The sequence below is a fragment of the Dyadobacter subterraneus genome (assembly GCF_015221875.1).
GTDB lineage: Bacteria > Bacteroidota > Bacteroidia > Cytophagales > Spirosomataceae > Dyadobacter > Dyadobacter subterraneus.
Genome location: NZ_JACYGY010000001.1, coordinates 2,756,669 through 2,774,974 on the forward strand (window position 1 = coordinate 2,756,669; position 18,306 = coordinate 2,774,974).

At 40.9% G+C, this 18,306-nt stretch carries 13 protein-coding genes; 11 read left to right on the forward strand and 2 right to left on the reverse strand.

Annotated elements, in window-relative coordinates; genetic code table 11:
- Nucleotides 1-433 precede the first annotated feature (433 nt).
- The 10 genes from IEE83_RS11275 to IEE83_RS11320 all read left to right on the forward strand — a co-directional run bounded on the left by IEE83_RS11275 (nucleotide 434) and on the right by IEE83_RS11320 (nucleotide 15,254).
- Complete coding sequence (locus IEE83_RS11275) at nucleotides 434-1,477, forward strand: LacI family DNA-binding transcriptional regulator (protein WP_194120678.1); 1,044 nt, start codon at nucleotides 434-436, stop codon at nucleotides 1,475-1,477.
- Between the two features lie 68 nt (nucleotides 1,478-1,545).
- Nucleotides 1,546-2,787: a mandelate racemase/muconate lactonizing enzyme family protein gene (locus IEE83_RS11280; protein WP_194120679.1), complete on the forward strand. Its 1,242-nt coding sequence runs from the start codon at nucleotides 1,546-1,548 to the stop codon at nucleotides 2,785-2,787.
- Nucleotides 2,788-2,903: 116 nt separating this feature from the next.
- On the forward strand, nucleotides 2,904-4,148 hold the full coding sequence (gene dgoD, locus IEE83_RS11285; RefSeq protein ID WP_194123375.1) for a galactonate dehydratase: 1,245 nt from the start codon (nucleotides 2,904-2,906) through the stop codon (nucleotides 4,146-4,148).
- 94 nt (nucleotides 4,149-4,242) lie between these two features.
- On the forward strand, nucleotides 4,243-7,230 hold the full coding sequence (locus IEE83_RS11290; protein WP_194120680.1) for a SusC/RagA family TonB-linked outer membrane protein: 2,988 nt from the start codon (nucleotides 4,243-4,245) through the stop codon (nucleotides 7,228-7,230).
- A 19-nt stretch (nucleotides 7,231-7,249) separates the two neighbouring features.
- Nucleotides 7,250-8,734 (forward strand): RagB/SusD family nutrient uptake outer membrane protein, encoded by a 1,485-nt coding sequence (locus tag IEE83_RS11295; RefSeq protein ID WP_194120681.1) that lies wholly within the window; start codon nucleotides 7,250-7,252, stop codon nucleotides 8,732-8,734.
- 113 nt (nucleotides 8,735-8,847) lie between these two features.
- Nucleotides 8,848-9,825, forward strand: a complete 978-nt coding sequence (locus IEE83_RS11300; RefSeq protein ID WP_194120682.1) for a hypothetical protein — start codon at nucleotides 8,848-8,850, stop codon at nucleotides 9,823-9,825.
- A gap of 121 nt (nucleotides 9,826-9,946) precedes the next feature.
- Nucleotides 9,947-12,169: an outer membrane protein assembly factor BamB family protein gene (locus IEE83_RS11305; protein WP_194120683.1), complete on the forward strand. Its 2,223-nt coding sequence runs from the start codon at nucleotides 9,947-9,949 to the stop codon at nucleotides 12,167-12,169.
- Between the two features lie 78 nt (nucleotides 12,170-12,247).
- Nucleotides 12,248-13,264 carry a 2-dehydro-3-deoxygalactonokinase gene (locus IEE83_RS11310; RefSeq protein WP_194120684.1) on the forward strand — a complete coding sequence of 339 codons (1,017 nt, stop codon included), beginning with the start codon at nucleotides 12,248-12,250 and terminating at the stop codon, nucleotides 13,262-13,264.
- Nucleotides 13,261-13,905, forward strand: a complete 645-nt coding sequence (locus tag IEE83_RS11315) for a bifunctional 4-hydroxy-2-oxoglutarate aldolase/2-dehydro-3-deoxy-phosphogluconate aldolase (protein WP_194120685.1) — start codon at nucleotides 13,261-13,263, stop codon at nucleotides 13,903-13,905. Before IEE83_RS11310 ends, IEE83_RS11315 begins: the two co-directional genes overlap by 4 nt.
- A gap of 53 nt (nucleotides 13,906-13,958) precedes the next feature.
- Nucleotides 13,959-15,254 (forward strand): MFS transporter, encoded by a 1,296-nt coding sequence (locus IEE83_RS11320; RefSeq protein ID WP_194120686.1) that lies wholly within the window; start codon nucleotides 13,959-13,961, stop codon nucleotides 15,252-15,254.
- Between the two features lie 164 nt (nucleotides 15,255-15,418).
- Here IEE83_RS11320 and IEE83_RS11325 read toward each other — a convergent pair whose 3' ends face one another.
- Both IEE83_RS11325 and IEE83_RS11330 read right to left on the reverse strand, forming a co-directional pair.
- Nucleotides 15,419-16,375, reverse strand: coding sequence for an EamA family transporter (locus IEE83_RS11325; RefSeq protein WP_228101772.1), 957 nt, complete (start codon nucleotides 16,373-16,375; stop codon nucleotides 15,419-15,421).
- Between the two features lie 2 nt (nucleotides 16,376-16,377).
- A complete protein-coding gene (locus tag IEE83_RS11330; protein ID WP_194120687.1) occupies nucleotides 16,378-16,857 on the reverse strand; it encodes an Lrp/AsnC family transcriptional regulator in 480 nt (159 codons plus the stop codon).
- Between the two features lie 184 nt (nucleotides 16,858-17,041).
- On the opposite strand from IEE83_RS11330, the gene IEE83_RS11335 reads away from it, so the two are divergent.
- Nucleotides 17,042-18,223 (forward strand): putative sensor domain DACNV-containing protein, encoded by a 1,182-nt coding sequence (locus tag IEE83_RS11335; RefSeq protein WP_194120688.1) that lies wholly within the window; start codon nucleotides 17,042-17,044, stop codon nucleotides 18,221-18,223.
- Nucleotides 18,224-18,306 lie beyond the last annotated feature (83 nt).

An 18,306-nucleotide genomic window follows, 5' to 3' on the forward strand; every position in this document is an offset into this window, starting at 1 on the left:
GATATTTCATACTTCATACGTTTGTAATAAATTCTAATGTATTGCTTAAACGATTAATTCATCAGATTAAATCTATGAAATCAACTTCCAGTCAATCTTCAAGGTTTGATGTGCTGCAATGGATGTTCATTAATAGCAATTTATGGCGACAAGAAATGTTGTAAAAACCTGTGAACGGTATAAAAATCTGCACATAGCGAAATCAGAGCAGGTTTTTTCTGAAAAAAATTTCATAAAAGTGTTAATCAATTTACAATCAAAGCGCTTCCTTTTAATCTTATAAATTTGTTCCTGGTTTTTTATAAAATATTGAAAAAACTTCAAATTTGCCATTTTGGTGTTATTCGTGGAAAAAATGTAAAAATATTTTAAATAATGTTTTTTTGTTTAATCGATTAAACTTACATTTGAATCGCTTTTAAAGATGTACTTTATGAATACAAAAAAGATCTCGTTAAAGGACATTGCTGTGAAAGCCGGCGTATCAACTGCACTTGTTTCGTACGTTCTGAATGGAAAGGAAAAGGAGAGCAGGGTGGGACATGAAATTGCCAAAAAGATCAAAGAAATAGCCAGCGAGCTTAATTATCAGCCAAATCATCTGGCTAAAAGTTTAAGAAGCGGCAAAACGCATACGATTGGCCTGGTTATCGCGGATATATCCAATCCATTTTTTGCAAATATCGCCCGGGTGGTGGAGGATGAAGCAAAGAAAAGCGGATATACAGTTATTATTGGAAGTTCTGACGAAAAGGCCGAAAAGGCCTGGGATTTGTTAAATGTACTCATTAACAGACAAGTAGATGGATTTATCATTGTATCATCCGAGCATTCCGAATCTCACATTCGTTACCTGAAAGAGCGAAACATTCCTTTCATACTACTAGACAGACATTTTCCTGATTTACAAACAGATTTTGTAGCAACCAATAATTACAAAGCGTCATACGATGCCGGGGTTCATTTAGTGAAAGGCGGCTACGAACGCATTGGATTGATAGCCTATAAGTCGGATATGTATCACATGAAGGAAAGAATCCGGGGCTACCAGCAGGCACTTAGAGATCATCATTTTGATCTCAATCCTAACTGGTTGAAACAAGTCAGATTTGAAAATATTGAGATGGAAGTTAAAATTGCAATAGACGAAATGATATCTTCAAAAGATAAAGTTGATGCGATTATTTTCGCTACTTATGGGTTGGCTATCAATGGATTAAAATATATTAACGAATTAAAATTGAAGGTTCCGTCAGATCTGGGTATTGTAAGTTTCGGACAGGCGGAGGCTTTTGATTTATATTATTGTCCGATAACTTACCTGAAACAGCCATTGGAAATGCTCGGAAAAACTTCGGTAGAATTCTTGCTGGAAAAGCTCAAAAACCCTGATGTTGGTATGAAACAGATATTAATGGAAGCAAAGTTGATTGCCCGTGAATCCTCTGCGGCGAAAATTTTACAGAAGGTTTCCTGAATTTAAAAATTTGCTTAATCGATTAACAAGATTGCCTGATACTATTCCTAAACCTAAAATATTACCCGATGCAAAGGAGAAATTTTCTTAAATCTGCTGTCATGGGATCGGCTGCTGCGCTTGTTGGATTTCCTCAGTTTAAAGCAGAAGCCGCATCTAAAATGAAAATCACAAAAATTAGATATTATAGTGCGCCCGGTTATAACAAACCGCTTTTTAACCAGGCACGTGGTATTGTTGAAATTGAAACGGACGGGGGCATTATCGGTATTGGAGAAGGTGGCAGCAAAGATATGATCGAACAATGTGCGCAAATGATGATCGGTGAAGATCCTTTCCGTATTGAACATTTGTGGCAATATGTTTACCGGGGAATGTTTTATCCTCCGGGAAGAGAAAAACTTCATGCACTTGGCGCATTGGAAATGGCGCTCTGGGATATCAAGGGAAAAGCATTAGGTGTTCCGGTCTATGATTTGTTGGGAGGAGCTACGAGAGATTATGTTGAATGTTACGCTACGGGCTTCAAAGCTTCCAAGGCAAAAACAGAAGAGGAGCGGGCAAGAGATTGTATAGAAGCAGGTCTGAGAGCATATCGTATAGGGCCTACCGGTGGAAACGGTGAGGAGCCTTTTGACTTTTATGATAATGTCAAAAAAACCATAGAATTCAGCAAGAGAATTGATGCGGCAGTAGGCGGTGGAGGAAAATGGGCGATTGATTTGCATACCCGTTTTGATATGACGGATGGACTGAAAATCTGTAATGGAATTGAAAATCTTGAACCTTATTTTGTTGAAGATATTGTTCGTTCCGAGAATCCGGGAGTTTACAAAACGGTACGTTCGATGACCAAAGTACCTATTGCCGTTGGCGAACAATTTGGCGACAGATGGGATATTAATGAGCTGATAGAAAGCAGATTAATAGATTATACGCGCGTAACATTACCCAACACGGGTGGTATTGGTGAATTCAAAAAGATTGCCGGATTATGTGAGACACATTATGTCGGTATGATTCCTCATTTTACTGGGCCATTATCAACAGCTGCTTTGGTGCACACCCTGGGATCAAGCAGTCCTTCGCGTTGTTTGATGGAGTTGGGGGGAGGAGAACCAGAACGACCGGCATACTTCAACGAGGATTTTATCAATTTCAAAAATGGTAAATTATACCTGAATCCAAGTCCTGGCCTGGGTGTGAAGTTTGATCCGAAGAAGGCAACATTTGTTATGGAAGTGACCGAAAAAACCAAATTCCCACATCCGTATTTAAAAAGCCCGGATGGGGCAATACATGCCTGGTAATCAATAATATAATGTAGTAAGAAGGAATTTCAGAAGTTGATCCCTAAAGATCAGACTTGCCGGACTTAATATCCGGCAAGCTCAGAATTTACTTATTTATCTTAATTCGTAAAATGATGAAATCTTCTACCGAATCAGGAATTTCACGGCGTGACGCAATCCAATCCGTATTGGGTGTTACCGCCATGACAACCATGGTTTTACCTCAATCTTCATACGCTTCAAATCCCGGACATTTTCAGGATTACAGCAACGTCAAAATCACCAAACTAGAAACGATTTTGATAAAGCCGCGCTGGATTTTTTTGAAAATACATACCGATGTTGGCGTTACTGGCCTTGGCGAACCGCTTTTGGAAGGTCGCGCTTTAACCATACAAACGGCAATAAAGGAGATTGAACCTTATCTAATCGGCAAAGATCCAAGACATATTATTCATCACTGGCAGGCCATTTACCGTCACGCTTTTTATCGCGGCGGACCGATTTTAACCAGTGCTTTGAGCGGAATTGACCATGCTTTGTGGGATATTAAAGGCAAGCTTTTGAACGTTCCGGTATACGAACTTTTCGGAGGACCAACACGTGACCGTGTCCGGATTTATGGTCGTGCCGCCAATGCGGAGGAAATGAAGCAAAGGAAAAAGGAAGGATATACCGTTATCAAAACAGGCGTAGCGAAAAAGAACCCGGCCAACATTGTCGAAAATCCTGCTTTTATCAAGTATGCCTCTGAAAATTTTGCTTCTTTGAGACAGGCGGGAGGTGCAGAAATGGACATCGCCATTGATTTTCACGGAGCTATTTCGCCGCAGACCGCCAAGGTTTTGATCAAAGAACTGGAACAATATCAGCCCATGTTCATTGAAGAACCTTGTCAGGCGCAAAACGTTGATATCATGGCAGATATCGCGCGCGGAACCCATATTCCAATTGCTGCCGGAGAGCGGATTTTTACCAAATGGGGTTTTCGGGAGTTGCTGGAAAAACGGGCAGTAAGTATCGTTCAGCCTGATCTTTGTCACGCCGGGGGAATCACCGAAGGCAGAATTATTGCCGGAATGGCTGAGGCATATTATGTACCCATTGCGCCGCATAATCCAATGGGGCCGATTTCCCTTGCTGTTGGGTTACATTTGGCTGCAAGTGTTCCCAATTTTCTTGTGCAGGAGCAGGTTTCGCTCGGTGAAGGATACCTAAAAAATCCGTTCGAACTGGAAAAGGACGGAAGTGTTTTGATCCCCCGCGGCCCTGGCCTGGGCGTAGAACTTGATGAAGACAGACTGGCTGACAAAATAGGCCACGACTGGAAAAATCCGGAATCTTATAATCCATTCGACGGATCGGTAGTCGATTGGTAATCAGAAAATTTTGTGTTTGAAACCCCTACTTCTTGAATAATAAATCAGTCGAAAATTTTCTTAACTCATTATGTACCTCTTAAAAATTTAAGGTATGAAAAAAGTTGTAAGTCTCGTTTTTTTAAACCTGTGTTTGTGTCTGGGTTTTGCTCATGCCCAGGACATCAAAATTTCAGGTAAAGTCACCGATGCCGATAATGCCGTGTTACCTGGCGTGAATATTCTTGTCAGCGGTTCCTCGCAGGGAACGGCCACGGACGCCGATGGAAAGTTCACGATTAACGCCCCATCCAAAGGTTCGCTGGTATTTTCCTTCATCGGTTATGTCAGTCAGACTGTTGAAATTAATGGTCGTTCGATCATTGATATGCAGCTGACGCAGGAATCAAAAACGTTGAATGAAGTGGTTGTGGTAGGGTATGGAACCCAGAAAAAAACAGATGTAACGGGTTCGTTATCTGTCATTTCGACAAAGGAATTTGCGCAGCAGCCCGTAACACGTCTGGATCAGGTTTTACAAGGTAGGGCCACAGGTGTTCAGGTAACGCAGTCGAATGGAGCGCCAGGTGGGGATTCCCGGATTCGTATTCGCGGAGCCAATTCGGTTTTGGGAAATAATGATCCTTTGTATGTAATCGACGGTTTTATCGGTGCAGATTACAACCTGCTGAATCCGAGTGATATTGCATCCCTTCAGGTTTTGAAAGATGCCGCATCTACTTCAATTTACGGTAGCAGAGGCGCAAATGGTGTCGTCATTATCACAACAAAAAAAGGAGCAAAAGGAGTAAAGGTTACTTATGAAGGACAAGGAAGTGTTTCAAATGTGATCAAAAAATTCGATCTGTTGCCTGCCGGTGAATTTGCGGAAATCGTTAACGCACGTGCCGCTGCAACGGGTTCAACGCCACCTTTTACAGACGCACAAATTGCTGATTATAAGAAAAATGGTGGTACGGACTGGCAGGATCTTGTGTATAGAACGGGATCAGGACAGCAGCATCAGATTACCGTAACGGGTGGAAATGACAAAACAACTTTTCTGGTTTCCGGAAACTATGTCAATCAAAAAGGGATTGTTGAAAACAGCAATTTCAAACGTTATATTTTCAGAACAAATCTTACGACACAGGTTAATAATAAACTTGCGTTGCGTTTTAATCTGAACGGGGCAAATTCTTTTAATCATAATACTGATGGTGGCGGTGCTTTGATTGAGGCTTTGCAATGGGCGCCTACTACGCCTGCATATGGTCCTGATGGACTGCCAACTTACTCAGATCCAACTGGTTCAGTATCAAGAAGTCCATTGGATAACTTGTATGACAAGTCGTATGATTATTTCAAAACGAATGTTAATGCCATTGGTGGATTAAATTATCAGCTTCCGATAAAAGGACTGACGCTTGATTTGCAGTATGCGATCAACTTTCTCGATCAGCAAAATAAAAACTTCAACGGACCAAGAATTGCGAACAATGTGCCCAATGCATCCCGCTATTCTTCTGATCAGGTGACACTGCAAAATACAAATGCTTTAAATTATAACATCACCATTAAAAACCATTCAATTAATGCAGTAGCTGTACTTGAAACGCAGCAGTATACCAATAAAAATTTCACAGCCAACGCCAGCGGACTTCGTTTTCCTCAACTTGGTTATGACAATATTGGCGGTAATTCCGCATCATCAGTTTCATCAGGTTTCCAAAAATGGACATTGTTATCTCTTTTAGGACGCGTGAATTACGCTTACAAAGACAAATATCTTGTTTCTGCGGCCGTGAGACGTGACGGTTCTTCTAAATTCAGTCCTGCAAACCGTTATAGCGTTTTCCCATCCGTTGCTTTGGGATGGAGATTGTCTGAGGAAGAATTTATCAAAAATCTGAATGTATTCAGCAATTTGAAGTTAAGAGGAAGCTGGGGTATGACGGGTAGCCAGGCTATCAATCCTTACGCTACACTTTCTTCTTATAATACAACTTTTGTTTCTTACAATAACAACTCGATCACAGCGGGTGTGATTCAGGGAAATGCCGGAAACACAGATTTGAAATGGGAAACCACAAAACAAACTGACGTTGGTATTGAAATGGAATTTTTCAACGGAAGAGTTCGGGCAGAAGCAGATTATTTCCACAAAAACACAACGGATTTGCTTTTGAATGTTTCGATTCCAAGTTATGCCGGTGGCGGAACCCAGACACGAAATGTCGGTGAAATCGAAAATAAAGGTTTTGAATTCTCAATTGGTGGAACACCGGTACAAGGAAAATTTGGCTGGGAAACGAACCTGAATTTTTCAACATTGAGAAATAAAGTACTGGATCTTGGCGGCTTACCTCGTTTGGGAACTGGAACAGGAACAGGTGGCGGTATGTCCATTACGAACGAATTTATGCTGATGCCAGGTGCACCGCTGGGTTCATACTGGGGTTTGAAATATCTTGGAACATTTAAACCAAATGAAGCTGATATCGCTGCAAAACAAGGCCGCGTTCCGGGAGATCCTCATTATCAGGATTTAAATGGCGATAACAGTATCACCACGGATGATTTCCAGATTATCGGACACGCATTTCCAAAGATGACAGGTGGTTGGAATAACACATTTACTTACGGCGGATTTACTTTGAACGTATTTATGAATGCGGTTTTTGGAGTCGATAAACTGAACTATACTCGCGCAGGAGCCATGTCTGGATCGGGGGAAGCGCGCCAGTTTTTGTTAACTGAAATTCGCGGATACTATCGTCCAGGCAATGAAACTTCCGATATTCCGGCCTTTACTAGTACTTACCAGCCCTTTACACAGTCAAGCCGTTTTATCGAAAATGGAAGTTTTGTTAGATTGAAAAACGTAAGTCTTTCTTATACTATTCCTTCTGCGAAGCTTAAAAATGTAGGCTCAATCAGAATCTTTGGAAGTGCTACGAATTTGTTCACTATTACTAAATATTCAGGACCGGATCCGGAATCAAGCAACGTAGGTTCAGGCACGGATACTGCCATCGGTATCGACCGCGGATCTTATCCAAATGCCAAAGTTTACACGCTTGGACTTAATCTTTCTTTCTAAATATTCAATTTTTAAGAAAATGAAAAAATATAATTTACTCATGCTTGCTGGATTGCTTTTTGCAGGTGCCAGCTGCAAAGATTACCTGGAAGAAGATACAACTGGTTTGTTATATGGAGCCAATGTTTTGTCAACGCAGGATGGTCTGGAATCTGCCCTAACCGGTGCTTACAAAGGACTTGCCTGGCAATGGAATATGGGTTTTATCCATCCATCTGCTAATGCAGCCACAATTGGAAGTGACGATGTAACGACCCACCCGGCAAGTAACAAAGCTGACTGGCGGGAATTTGACCAGTTTAACGTTTCCACTACAAACCAGCGTTCTGGTGCGGTTTATAACGGATGCTACAAGGCGATCCAGGGTGCGAATAATGTAATTAACAACTACGAAAAAACTTCCGGAGATAAGGCCACGATCAACATTATTGTTGGCGAAGCCTACTTTATCCGTGCGTTTTCTTACTATTGGCTGACCCGTTTTTACGGAAATATTCCTTTGATTCTTGCAGGAGAATATTCTGCTGATCTTTTGACAGTTGGTAAAACAGCTCCGGACAAAATCTATGAATTGATCGTCGCGGATTTGAAAGTTGCCGAAGTGAATTTACCAGATACAAAACGTGATCCGGGAAGACCGAACAGTGGTTCTGCCAAGGCATTTCTTGCCGATGTGTATTTGACTATGGCGGGCTGGCCGCTAAAACAAACTGACAAATATGATCTTGCAGCGGCAAAAGCGAAAGAAGTAATTGACAATAAAGAAAAGTACGGCTTTCAGTTGTTGCCTACTTTTGCAGCCGTTTTCGAAAACGACCCTAATTCAACAGGAACAGCAGAAGCAGTTTTTCAATTAAACGGATTTACAGGTGGTGGTGATACTGGTAATTCAACTTATGGATTAACCACAATGCCGGGTGAAGAAGGCGGTTGGGATGATATGTATGCTGAACTTAATTTTTTCAACGCGTTTCCGGCCGGACCGAGAAAAGATGCTACTTTCCGTACTGAATTTGGTTTGTCGGGAACAAAAATTCCATGGCAGCAAAGTTTGACAAAACATCCATATTACAAAAAATGGTATATTAAAGGTGATATTTCGACGTACCAGGCTTCGTTGCCTTCCGTTATGCTGCGTTACGCACACGTATTGACAATCTATGCAGAAGCAAAAGCACGCGGCAAAAGTGGGCCGGATCAGGCAGCTTATGATGCGCTGAATCAGGTGCGTTTGAGAGGATGGGCAACTGGTACAAAGGCATTATCTATGTCTGACGGACTTTCTGCAACACAATTTGCGGACGCTGTGGTTCAGGAACGTGCATGGGAATTTGCCTGTGAAAGAACCCGTTGGTTTGACCTGGTTCGTCTGGAAAAAGTGGAAGAAGCTAACAAAAACAAAAGTGCTGATGATCTGCAACCGATCAGAGCTATTACGAAAGCAAATTACTGGTTTCCACTACCTTATTCGGATACTTCGCTAAATCCGAATCTTAACAATTAATTATTTACGGGGCGAGTTAATGAATCTTTCAGATGAAATAGTATTCATTGATTCGCCCCATAAGTAAAACACGAATTTGAACACTTTTATCATTGAACCAAGAAAATGCAGTGATGAAAAAGAAATTTTTAAGCATAGGATTACTAGTCGGCCTTTGCAGTGGGGTTTTTACAGCAACCGATTTTCCGGAAGCCGATATTACAAATGGTATTGTGAAGGCAAAATTATACTTGCCTGATGTTAGCAACGGCTATTATCAGGGAACGCGATTTGACTGGTCCGGCGTGATACCAAGTCTTGAATATCAGGGACATACTTATTTCGGAAAATGGTTTGATAAATACGATCCGAAAATTCATGATGCCATCAGCGGCCCGGTAGAAGAATTTGTTGCACTGGATTTTGCTGAGACCAAAGCGGGTTCTGATTTTGTGAAAATCGGCGTTGGCGTTTTGAAAAAACCGGACGACAAACCCTATTCTTTTGCTACAAATTATGAAGTAGTAAACCACGGAAAACGCACGATTAAAAGGAAAAATGATATTGTGGAATTTACCCATGAGCTGACGGACGAGACCGGTTACGGCTATGTTTATACCAAAATTGTAAAGCTGGTAAAAGGAAAACCCGAACTTGTTTTGGAGCATAGTCTGAAAAATACAGGCAAGAAAACGATCTCAACAAGCGTGTATGATCACAACTTTTTCATGATTGATAATGAGCCAACCGGACCAGGGATTAAAATTACTTTTCCGTTTGACGTAGCTGCCGAGGGCAAAGGTTTTGGAACGATCGCTAACGTGGAAGGAAAGTCTATTATTTATTCACGACCTCTTGAAAATAAAGAAAATGTGTTCAGTGCCGGATTGAAAGGATTGACATCTTCTCCAAAGGATTATGATCTGAAAATTGAAAATGTTAAAACAGGAGCGGGTGTCAAAATTACCAGTGACCAACCGATTGAAAAACTGGTTTACTGGTCGTGCCCGACAACCGCTTGTCCGGAACCTTATATTAAGTTGAATGTGGAGCCAGGAAAAGAAGTGAAGTGGAAAATTAATTATGAATTTTTCGCCAACGCCAGGAAATAATCATTGAATCAGGCCGGGAAATGAAGATTTCCGGCCTGTTATAAAATAAAAGATTTCGTGTACGGTTTAGCAGTTCACTGTAAAAGTGAGCATGGGATTGTTGTGTCTAAAAAAATATAAAATGAAATATTTTTCATTAAAATATCTTTCCGTCTTGTTGATTTTTCTTGTACTCTGCGGGAGTGTAAGGAGAGAAAAAGATATCAGTTATGATGAGTCAGAAAATCAGGATTGGCCAACTTACGGAGGAAACAAAGCAGGTAACAGGTATTCAACTTTAAGGCAGATTAATACGGCAAATGTCAAAAATCTGCAACTGGCGTGGAGTTATGATACGGACGAAAATAAAGCAGATCAGGATCGTGGAATGGACATTCAATGTCAACCCATCGTTGTTAATGGCGTACTTTACGGCACAACACCAAAGATGAAACTTTTCGCCATTGATGCCGGAACCGGAAAAGAAATATGGAAATTCAATCCATTTTCTGATCCCAAAACCAGACAAAGATTTCATCCGCTTCGGGGAGTTGCTTACTGGGAAAAAGGTGCTGACAAAAGGATTTTGTATTCCGTCGGGCCTACACTTTATGCAATCAATGCAATCACCGGAGAACAGATTTCAAGTTTTGGAAATAAAGGAGAGGTTGATCTGCGTATCGGGTTGGGCGGTAAAGAAATTTTTGGTCATGAAACAGCAAATCTTTCTATCAGAAGTACAACACCAGGTGTAATTTTCGATGATCTTTTAATCATGGGATCCAGTGTGTCCGAAGGCGGTGATGCCCCTCCGGGTTATATTCAGGCCATCAATGTTGTGACCGGAAAATTGGCCTGGGTATTTCATACAATCCCGCTTCCGGGCGAATATGGTTATGAAACCTGGATGAAAGATTCGTACAAAAAAATCGGTGGTGCCAATTGCTGGGCCGGTATGGTGGTCGATGAAAAGCGCGGAATGGTTTATGCTGGAACCGGATCTCCGTCGGTTGATTTTTACGGAGGAGCCAGAAAAGGTAAAAATCTTTTTGCAAACTGTGTAATCGCGCTCAATGCGAAAACAGGAAAACGTGTATGGCACTACCAAACCATTCACCATGATTTGTGGGACCGGGATGCACCTTGTCCGCCGAATTTGATAACGGTCAAAGATAACGGGAAAATGACCGATGCCGTAGCTCAGGCAACGAAAGATGGTTTGATCTTTGTTTTTGACCGTGACACAGGAAAACCATTGTTTCGGGTAAACGAAATCCCGGTGCCTGTTTCACCTGCTTTACCAGGCGAAAATCCCTGGCCAACGCAGCCTGTTCCGGTTAAGCCAGCGCCATTTGCAAACCAGGAATTAACCGAAGCTGATATCACAGACCGTACACCAGAAGCACATGCTTATGTTTTAGATCGATTTAAAAATAGTAAAAAAGGAAGTAAATATTTGCCTCCAAGTCTGGAAGGAACACTTTATTATGGCTTTGGCGGAGGAGCGGAATGGGGTGGAAATGCAGCCGATCCGAATGGAATTTTATACCAAAATTCTAATAACATGCTCTGGTGGCTCAAAATGAGGGACACCAAAAATCAGAATAACGGAGCGACTTTAATAAAAGGTGCAACTTTGTTTAATACCAATTGTACTGCCTGTCACGCAAATTCCGGGAAAACAGCTACTGCACAAGCTTATCCAAATCTTACAGATGTTGACAAAAGACTTTCAAGAGAACAAATTGCGACGATTCTGGAAACGGGCCGTGGTCGAATGCCATCATTTCAACATATATCAAAAGAAGACAGGAATGCAATCATAAATTTTTTGTTGAAAGTGGACTCTCAGCCAGTTGTTAAGTCCGGGAATCCGAATGATATTCACAATTCCGCTTTGCAGGTTTCAAATAGATCAGGTTCAGATTTCCCATATATGCCGCCTTATTTAAATAATGGAAATGTGCAATTCCGAGATCCGGATAATTATCCGGCAATCAAACCTCCATGGGGTACAATGAATGCGATTGATTTGAATACAGGAGAATATTTATGGACAGTCCCGCTTGGAGAATATCCGGAATTAAAGGCAAAGGGAATTCCTCCCACCGGAACAGAAAATCATGGCGGTCCTGTGGTAACTGCCGGTGGACTTGTATTTATTGCCGCGACTTATGATGAAAAAATCAGAGCTTTTGATAGTAAAACGGGTAAAATTGTTTGGGAATATGAACTTCCAGCCGGTGGATTTGCAACCCCGATTACATACATGGTAAAAGGAAAACAGTACATAGCCATTGCCGCGGGAGGTACCCGCTATGGATTGAAATCCGGCGGAACTTATGTGGCATTCGCATTACCCTGATTGTCTTTTTAATAAAAGTCATCGTCTTAAATAATTCATTCTGACAAGTTTTGAGAACCTTAATCCCTGAATCGGTCAATGAAAAAGTATCTGTTATGCTGTGACTGGGGAACTTCATCGTTCAGGTTGCGACTTGTAAAAATGATTGATAATCAGCTAATTGGCGAAATACTTTCACCAGACGGGATTGCCAGTATTTTTAACGAATGGAAGACAAAGTCGGGAAGTGGAAAGATAACCAGAGACCAGTTTTTTAAGAAATTTTTAAAAACACAAATCGATATATTATCCCGGCGGTTGTCTTTTGACTTGGATGGTATAACCATCATCATTTCCGGAATGGCTTCCTCTTCGATAGGTATGGAGGAAATTCCTTATTCGGATTTGCCTTATGCAGTAGATGGCAGCAAGGCAGATGTCAAAAGTTTTGAGGCACATGATGATTTCCGGCATGAAATCATTTTGATATCGGGAGTGAAAAGTGATACCGATGTGATGCGTGGTGAAGAAACACAGCTGGTAGGACTTTTAAATCTTAAACAATTGTCACCCTTAAAAAATAAAGAAGCCACTTTTATTTTTCCAGGAACACATTCCAAACATATTTACGTAAAACGAAATCAAATTGATGATTTTCAAACATTTATGACCGGCGAAATTTTCAAGATCATGATAAATCATAGCATTTTGAAAGATTCGGTAGAAAGCGGAAAGGACGTTGGTTTTACAACTGATGAGACGGCAGCTTTTAAAAAAGGTATCAGGCAGGCGGGAGATTCCAATCTTTTAAACAGTTTGTTCAAAGTAAGAACCAACCAGCTTTTTGATAAAATGTCGAAAACTGAAAATGCCTGTTATTTAAGCGGCTTGCTGATTGGAAACGAATTGGAATATTTGAAAAAAGATACAGATTATAACCTGGTTTTATGCAGTGGAAATAATCTTTATGAACTATATAAAATGGCCGCTGACGAAATTGGGCTGTCGGAGAGAACCACCACAATATCATCGGTTTTAATTAACCTGGCAACAATTGCCGGACAAATCAAAATATACGAAAACCAGACATTTAAATTGAATAGTATAAACTCATGAGTAAGGATTCATTTTCAAACGAATTATTTAAAAAAGCACCTATTGTTGGTATTATAAGGGGTCTATCGCTGGATGAAGTGAAACAAATTCTCCCCATTTTCCGTGAATCGGGATTGACAACGATTGAAATTACCATGAATACGCCTGGTGCAGAGGATATTATCCGCTATGCAAGAGAATATGAAAGTGAAGGACTGAATATTGGGGCCGGAACTGTTTGTACAAAAGATGATCTTGACAATGCGTTGGAAGCGGGTGCACAGTTTATTGTGACACCGATAATCAGTAAGAAAGTTATCAAATCCTCTGTAAAAAAGGGTATCCCTGTTTTTCCGGGAGGATTTTCACCGACCGAGCTTTATAATGCCTGGTCATACGGTGCAGCAATGGTGAAAATTTATCCTGCTACCTCACTTGGACCAGAGTATATTAAAGATCTAAAAGCACCCTTGGATAAGATGAAAGTACTGCCGACAGGCGGCATTAATCTTGAAAATATGGATAGCTTTTTAAAAGCCGGAGCGGATGGATTGGGAATTGGCGGTCAGCTATTTGACAAACAACTGATAAAGAAACAAGACTGGGCCGGATTGAAACTGCATTTTCTAAAATTCGTTAATAAATTGAATAGTCACAGATAATACCCTGTTTTTGAACTTGATAAGATTAGTATTTCATTTCCGATTTTCTCTCTATGGCTCAGTCAAAAACAAAAAATTATCGCTGGATTATTGTCGTTCTTTTATTTACGGCCACAACGATCAACTACCTGGACCGGCAGATAATCGGTTTGCTGAAACCACTTTTGGAAAAGGAATTTCAATGGACTGAAACGGATTTCGCCAGGATTGTCATGGCATTTACCGCAGCCTATGCAATCGGGCTTTTAACTTTTGGATGGATTATTGACAAAATAGGTACAAAATCCGGATATGCCATTACGATAATTTTTTGGAGTGTCGCAGGTATGTTGCACGCCTGGGCCAGAAGTGCTTTCGGTTTTGGACTTGCCCGTGTGGGTTTAGGATTGGGAGAAGCTGGGAATTACCCGGCGGCTGTTAAAACGGTGGCAGAATGGTTTCCCAAAAAGGAAAGGGCATTGGCGACAGGACTTTTCAATGCTGGAACAAGTATCGGTGTTGTTGTAGCGCTGATGATCGTTCCATGGATTTTGAATCATTATGGATGGCATGAAGTATTCATTATTACCGGCGCGCTGGGTTTTGTATGGCTGATTTTCTGGTGGATATTTTATGATGTTCCTTCCAAGCAAAAACGATTGTCACAGGAAGAATTCGAATATATCAAAAGTGGCCAGGAGATAAAAGAAGACGGAAAGGTAAAAGTTAACTGGCTGAAATTATTTACATTACCCCAAACCTGGGCTTATATTACAGGAAAAGGTTTGATCGATCCGATTTACTGGTTTTTCTTGTTTTGGCTTCCGTCTTATTTCGCCTCGACTTTCAATCTGGATCTTAAAAAGCCGAGTCTGGAATTGATGATTATTTATGGAGCTACTACTGCGGGAAGTATTCTGGGAGGATATTTTTCTTCAATTTTAATTAAAAAAGGTTACCCGACATTGAAAGCCAGGAAAACGGTTTTATTCATTTTTGCTGTCGTTGAACTTTCCATTATTCTGGTTCAGTTTGCGACTGGGGTTTGGATGGCGGTGGCAATGATCAGCGTTGCTGTGGCGGTTCACCAGGCATGGGCAACAAATGTTTTTACGCTGGCGTCGGATATGTTCCCAAAACAAGCGGTGAGTTCGGTTGTTGGTATTGGCGGAACGGCCGGGGCAGTGGGAGGGATTTTGTTTCCAATGCTGATAGGCAGCTTGCTTGATTCCTATAAAGCAGCAGGAAATCTGGCCGGTGGATATAACATTATTTTTACCATTTGCGGATTCACTTATCTGACGGCCTGGCTGATTATTCATTTACTAACCAGGAAATCTGTTTTGGTTGATGTTGAGGAATTGGTTTAAGTTTTTGACACAATAATATTGTGAATCAGATGTTAAAGATGTTTTGTTTCAATAATGTTGAGTAATTAAATTAGAACGGAGGAGTCGAAAACTCATAAGATTGTAAAAAAGCCAGAACAGCGTATTTTGCTATTCTGGCTTTTTACAATAAAGAAAAATTATACCTAAGCCTTCGCAGTTTGCAAAGCCCTGGATTCTTTTCTGTATTTATCCAGATTGATAAGCAGTACACTGCCCAAAATAATTACCAATCCTAAAATTTGAACTGAAGTAATACTTTCGTTGGCGAAGAAAATCCCTAAAAGCACAGCTACTACCGGATTTACATAGGCATGTGTACTCACTTTTGTCGCAGGCTGAACTTTCAATAACCAAACATAAGCGCTAAATCCAACAATTGACCCGAAAATAATAAGATAAAGAACAGACATCCAGGCACTAAGCGGAATTGCCCCCCACTGAATATCTGTAAATTCCCCGCTGACAACACCACATGGCAGAAATGCAATACCGGCAACAAACATTTGCCATGCACTCTTAACAACAATAGATCCGCCGGTGGTTTTATATTTGGAATATAAAGAACCGCCCGCCCAAGACATGGAGCCAACAACCAGCATAGCTAATCCTACTAATTCTGTTTTGTTCTGAATTGTGGAGAAAGCGCCTATAACTCTTTCACTGAAAAGAACAATCACCCCGACAAACCCGATCAAGAGTCCAACAATCGTCGATCTGCTGCCCAGATTTTCTGTCCATTTGGGTTTGTCCAAAAGAATAAACCACATGGGTGCGGTTGAAACCATAATCGCAACCATCGCACTCGGTAAAAATTGCTCTACCCATATCACAATACCATTACTGAAAAAAAGCAGCATTAAACCACTTACAGCAGCCACTTTAATAGTAGGAATGTCGAATATATTTTCACCTTTAATAATACACCAGATCATCATCAGCAAACCTGCCGCAATATAACGCATCGCTCCCAGAAAAAATGGATGGAATCCTGTAAGCGCTTTTTGAATAAAAAAATAAGTTGATCCCCACACGATGTAAACCGTGGCATAGGCCAGTACCACCATTAGGGTTGAGGCACTTTTGTTTTGGGCGGCTTCCATAATTAGAATTTTTCAGGTATTACCAATTGTTGTTGTTCTTTCACAGTTTCTAAAACGATGGTTGTTCTGGTTGATAAAATGTTAGGAATCTTGCTAAAAGAATTTCGCATCAGATCCATTAATGATGACGAATCTGCAGTCCTGACTTTTATCAAATAACAATCCTCGCCGGCTATGTGATGTACTTCCTGTACCTCCGGGATCTTTGCCAATTCCTGACCTGTGTTGCTGCAACCTAACCCATCGGCTGCTTTCATCGAAATGAAAGCCAGTAATTTTTGCTGCAAAGGAGCAGGATTCAGCCGGGTTGTATATTGCAAAATCACATTTTTCTGTTCAAGTTTTTTAACCCGTTCCAATACAGCGGAAGGAGCCATTTCCAACTCTCTTGCCAAATCAGCATTGGAAATACGTGCATTTTCTTGCATCAATTTCAGGATGCTCAAATCCACTTTGTCTAATATGATATCGTTTCCGTTCATTGTTCGGTAAATCTATTGAAATTCAGAATTATATTCAAAAAATGACTTAAAAAATTTATAAATATTCTATTTGCTACTTTCTAAGGCAATTCGATAATTTTTCAGAACTGGAATTTTCTTTCAAGAAGCTTCGTTTTGGTAGTATCAGTTGAAAGATTCCACATATAAGTTGGTCCAAAATTCCATGGCTCGTAATTTTAATGAACCGGTGAACGTGAATAGCACAATTTCCACGACAACATATCAGGCAGCACAATCGGTGGCAAAAACGGTGGAGGAGCATTTTATCTTCCATCATGAAAATGCTAAACGTCATAACAAAGATGATTTTGCTCCAAAGCCTGACGCCCAGGTGATTGAGTCAATTATAGATACAACTTTCTGGGCAAGTTTGCGCAGAGAAGAAGGGCATTCTCCTTCAATTTCCCTAGCCTTTTTGCCTCCCGAACTTTCCGGACAGCCACTTATTTTTGAAAAAAGACTGACTTTTACACCGGCAATTTTAACAAAACTTGCACCGGCGGTTGAGCGGTCGGGAATTCATTTGGGTATATGGATGGACGGTGACGAACTCTATATATGGGGTACAACGCGCGTGATTCCAAATCTTTGTTTTGTACTGGAAGTGATTGAACCTGGAATGCTGGTCATCAAACATCGCAGGATTGACGGTTTCGGGAAATTTGTGAATGTGGCAGTGCTGAAAGGTGATCAGATTAAAATTGTTGATGACATCAGCGGAAAAATTCCTGATTGTCCAAATCTGGTTACCTCACTCATCGGGTTCAATTCCTCTTCCCTTTGGAATGACTCTCTGAATGTTATGGTCCAGCTGGCCGTTTCCATGCGCGACCACAAAAGAGGTGGAATTTTGCTGGTTGTGCCATCGGGCAGAGAAACCTGGCGTGACTCCATTATTCATCCGATTTCCTATTCTATTACACCCACGTTTTCTGAACTTGCGGAATTATACCAAAAGCACGAGACAGAATCGGATCACCCGATCTGGATTAATAAAATAACCAATGCAGTAAACCATATTGCAGGACTAACCGCGGTGGATGGCGCTACGATCATCAATGACCGTTTCGAATTACTGGCATTTGGTGTCAAAATCGGCCGCTCTACTTTTTCATCCCGTGTTGATAAAATTATGGTTACCGAGCCGATTGTTGGTAACGTCGCATCCATTGTTCCGCCTGTTCAAAATGGCGGTACCAGACATTTATCTGCTGCACAATTTGTTTTCGATCAACGCGATAGCCTTGCTCTGGTTGCTTCGCAGGACGGAAGGTTTACTATATTTTCATGGTCGCCCTGTGATAATATCGTTCAGTCGCACCGGGTTGATGCATTGCTTTTTTGATATAAATGATGGTATTATAACCTAAAAAATCAGTTTGTCACAACATTGAATATTTTGTGATAAGCTGATTTTGCTATTTGTAT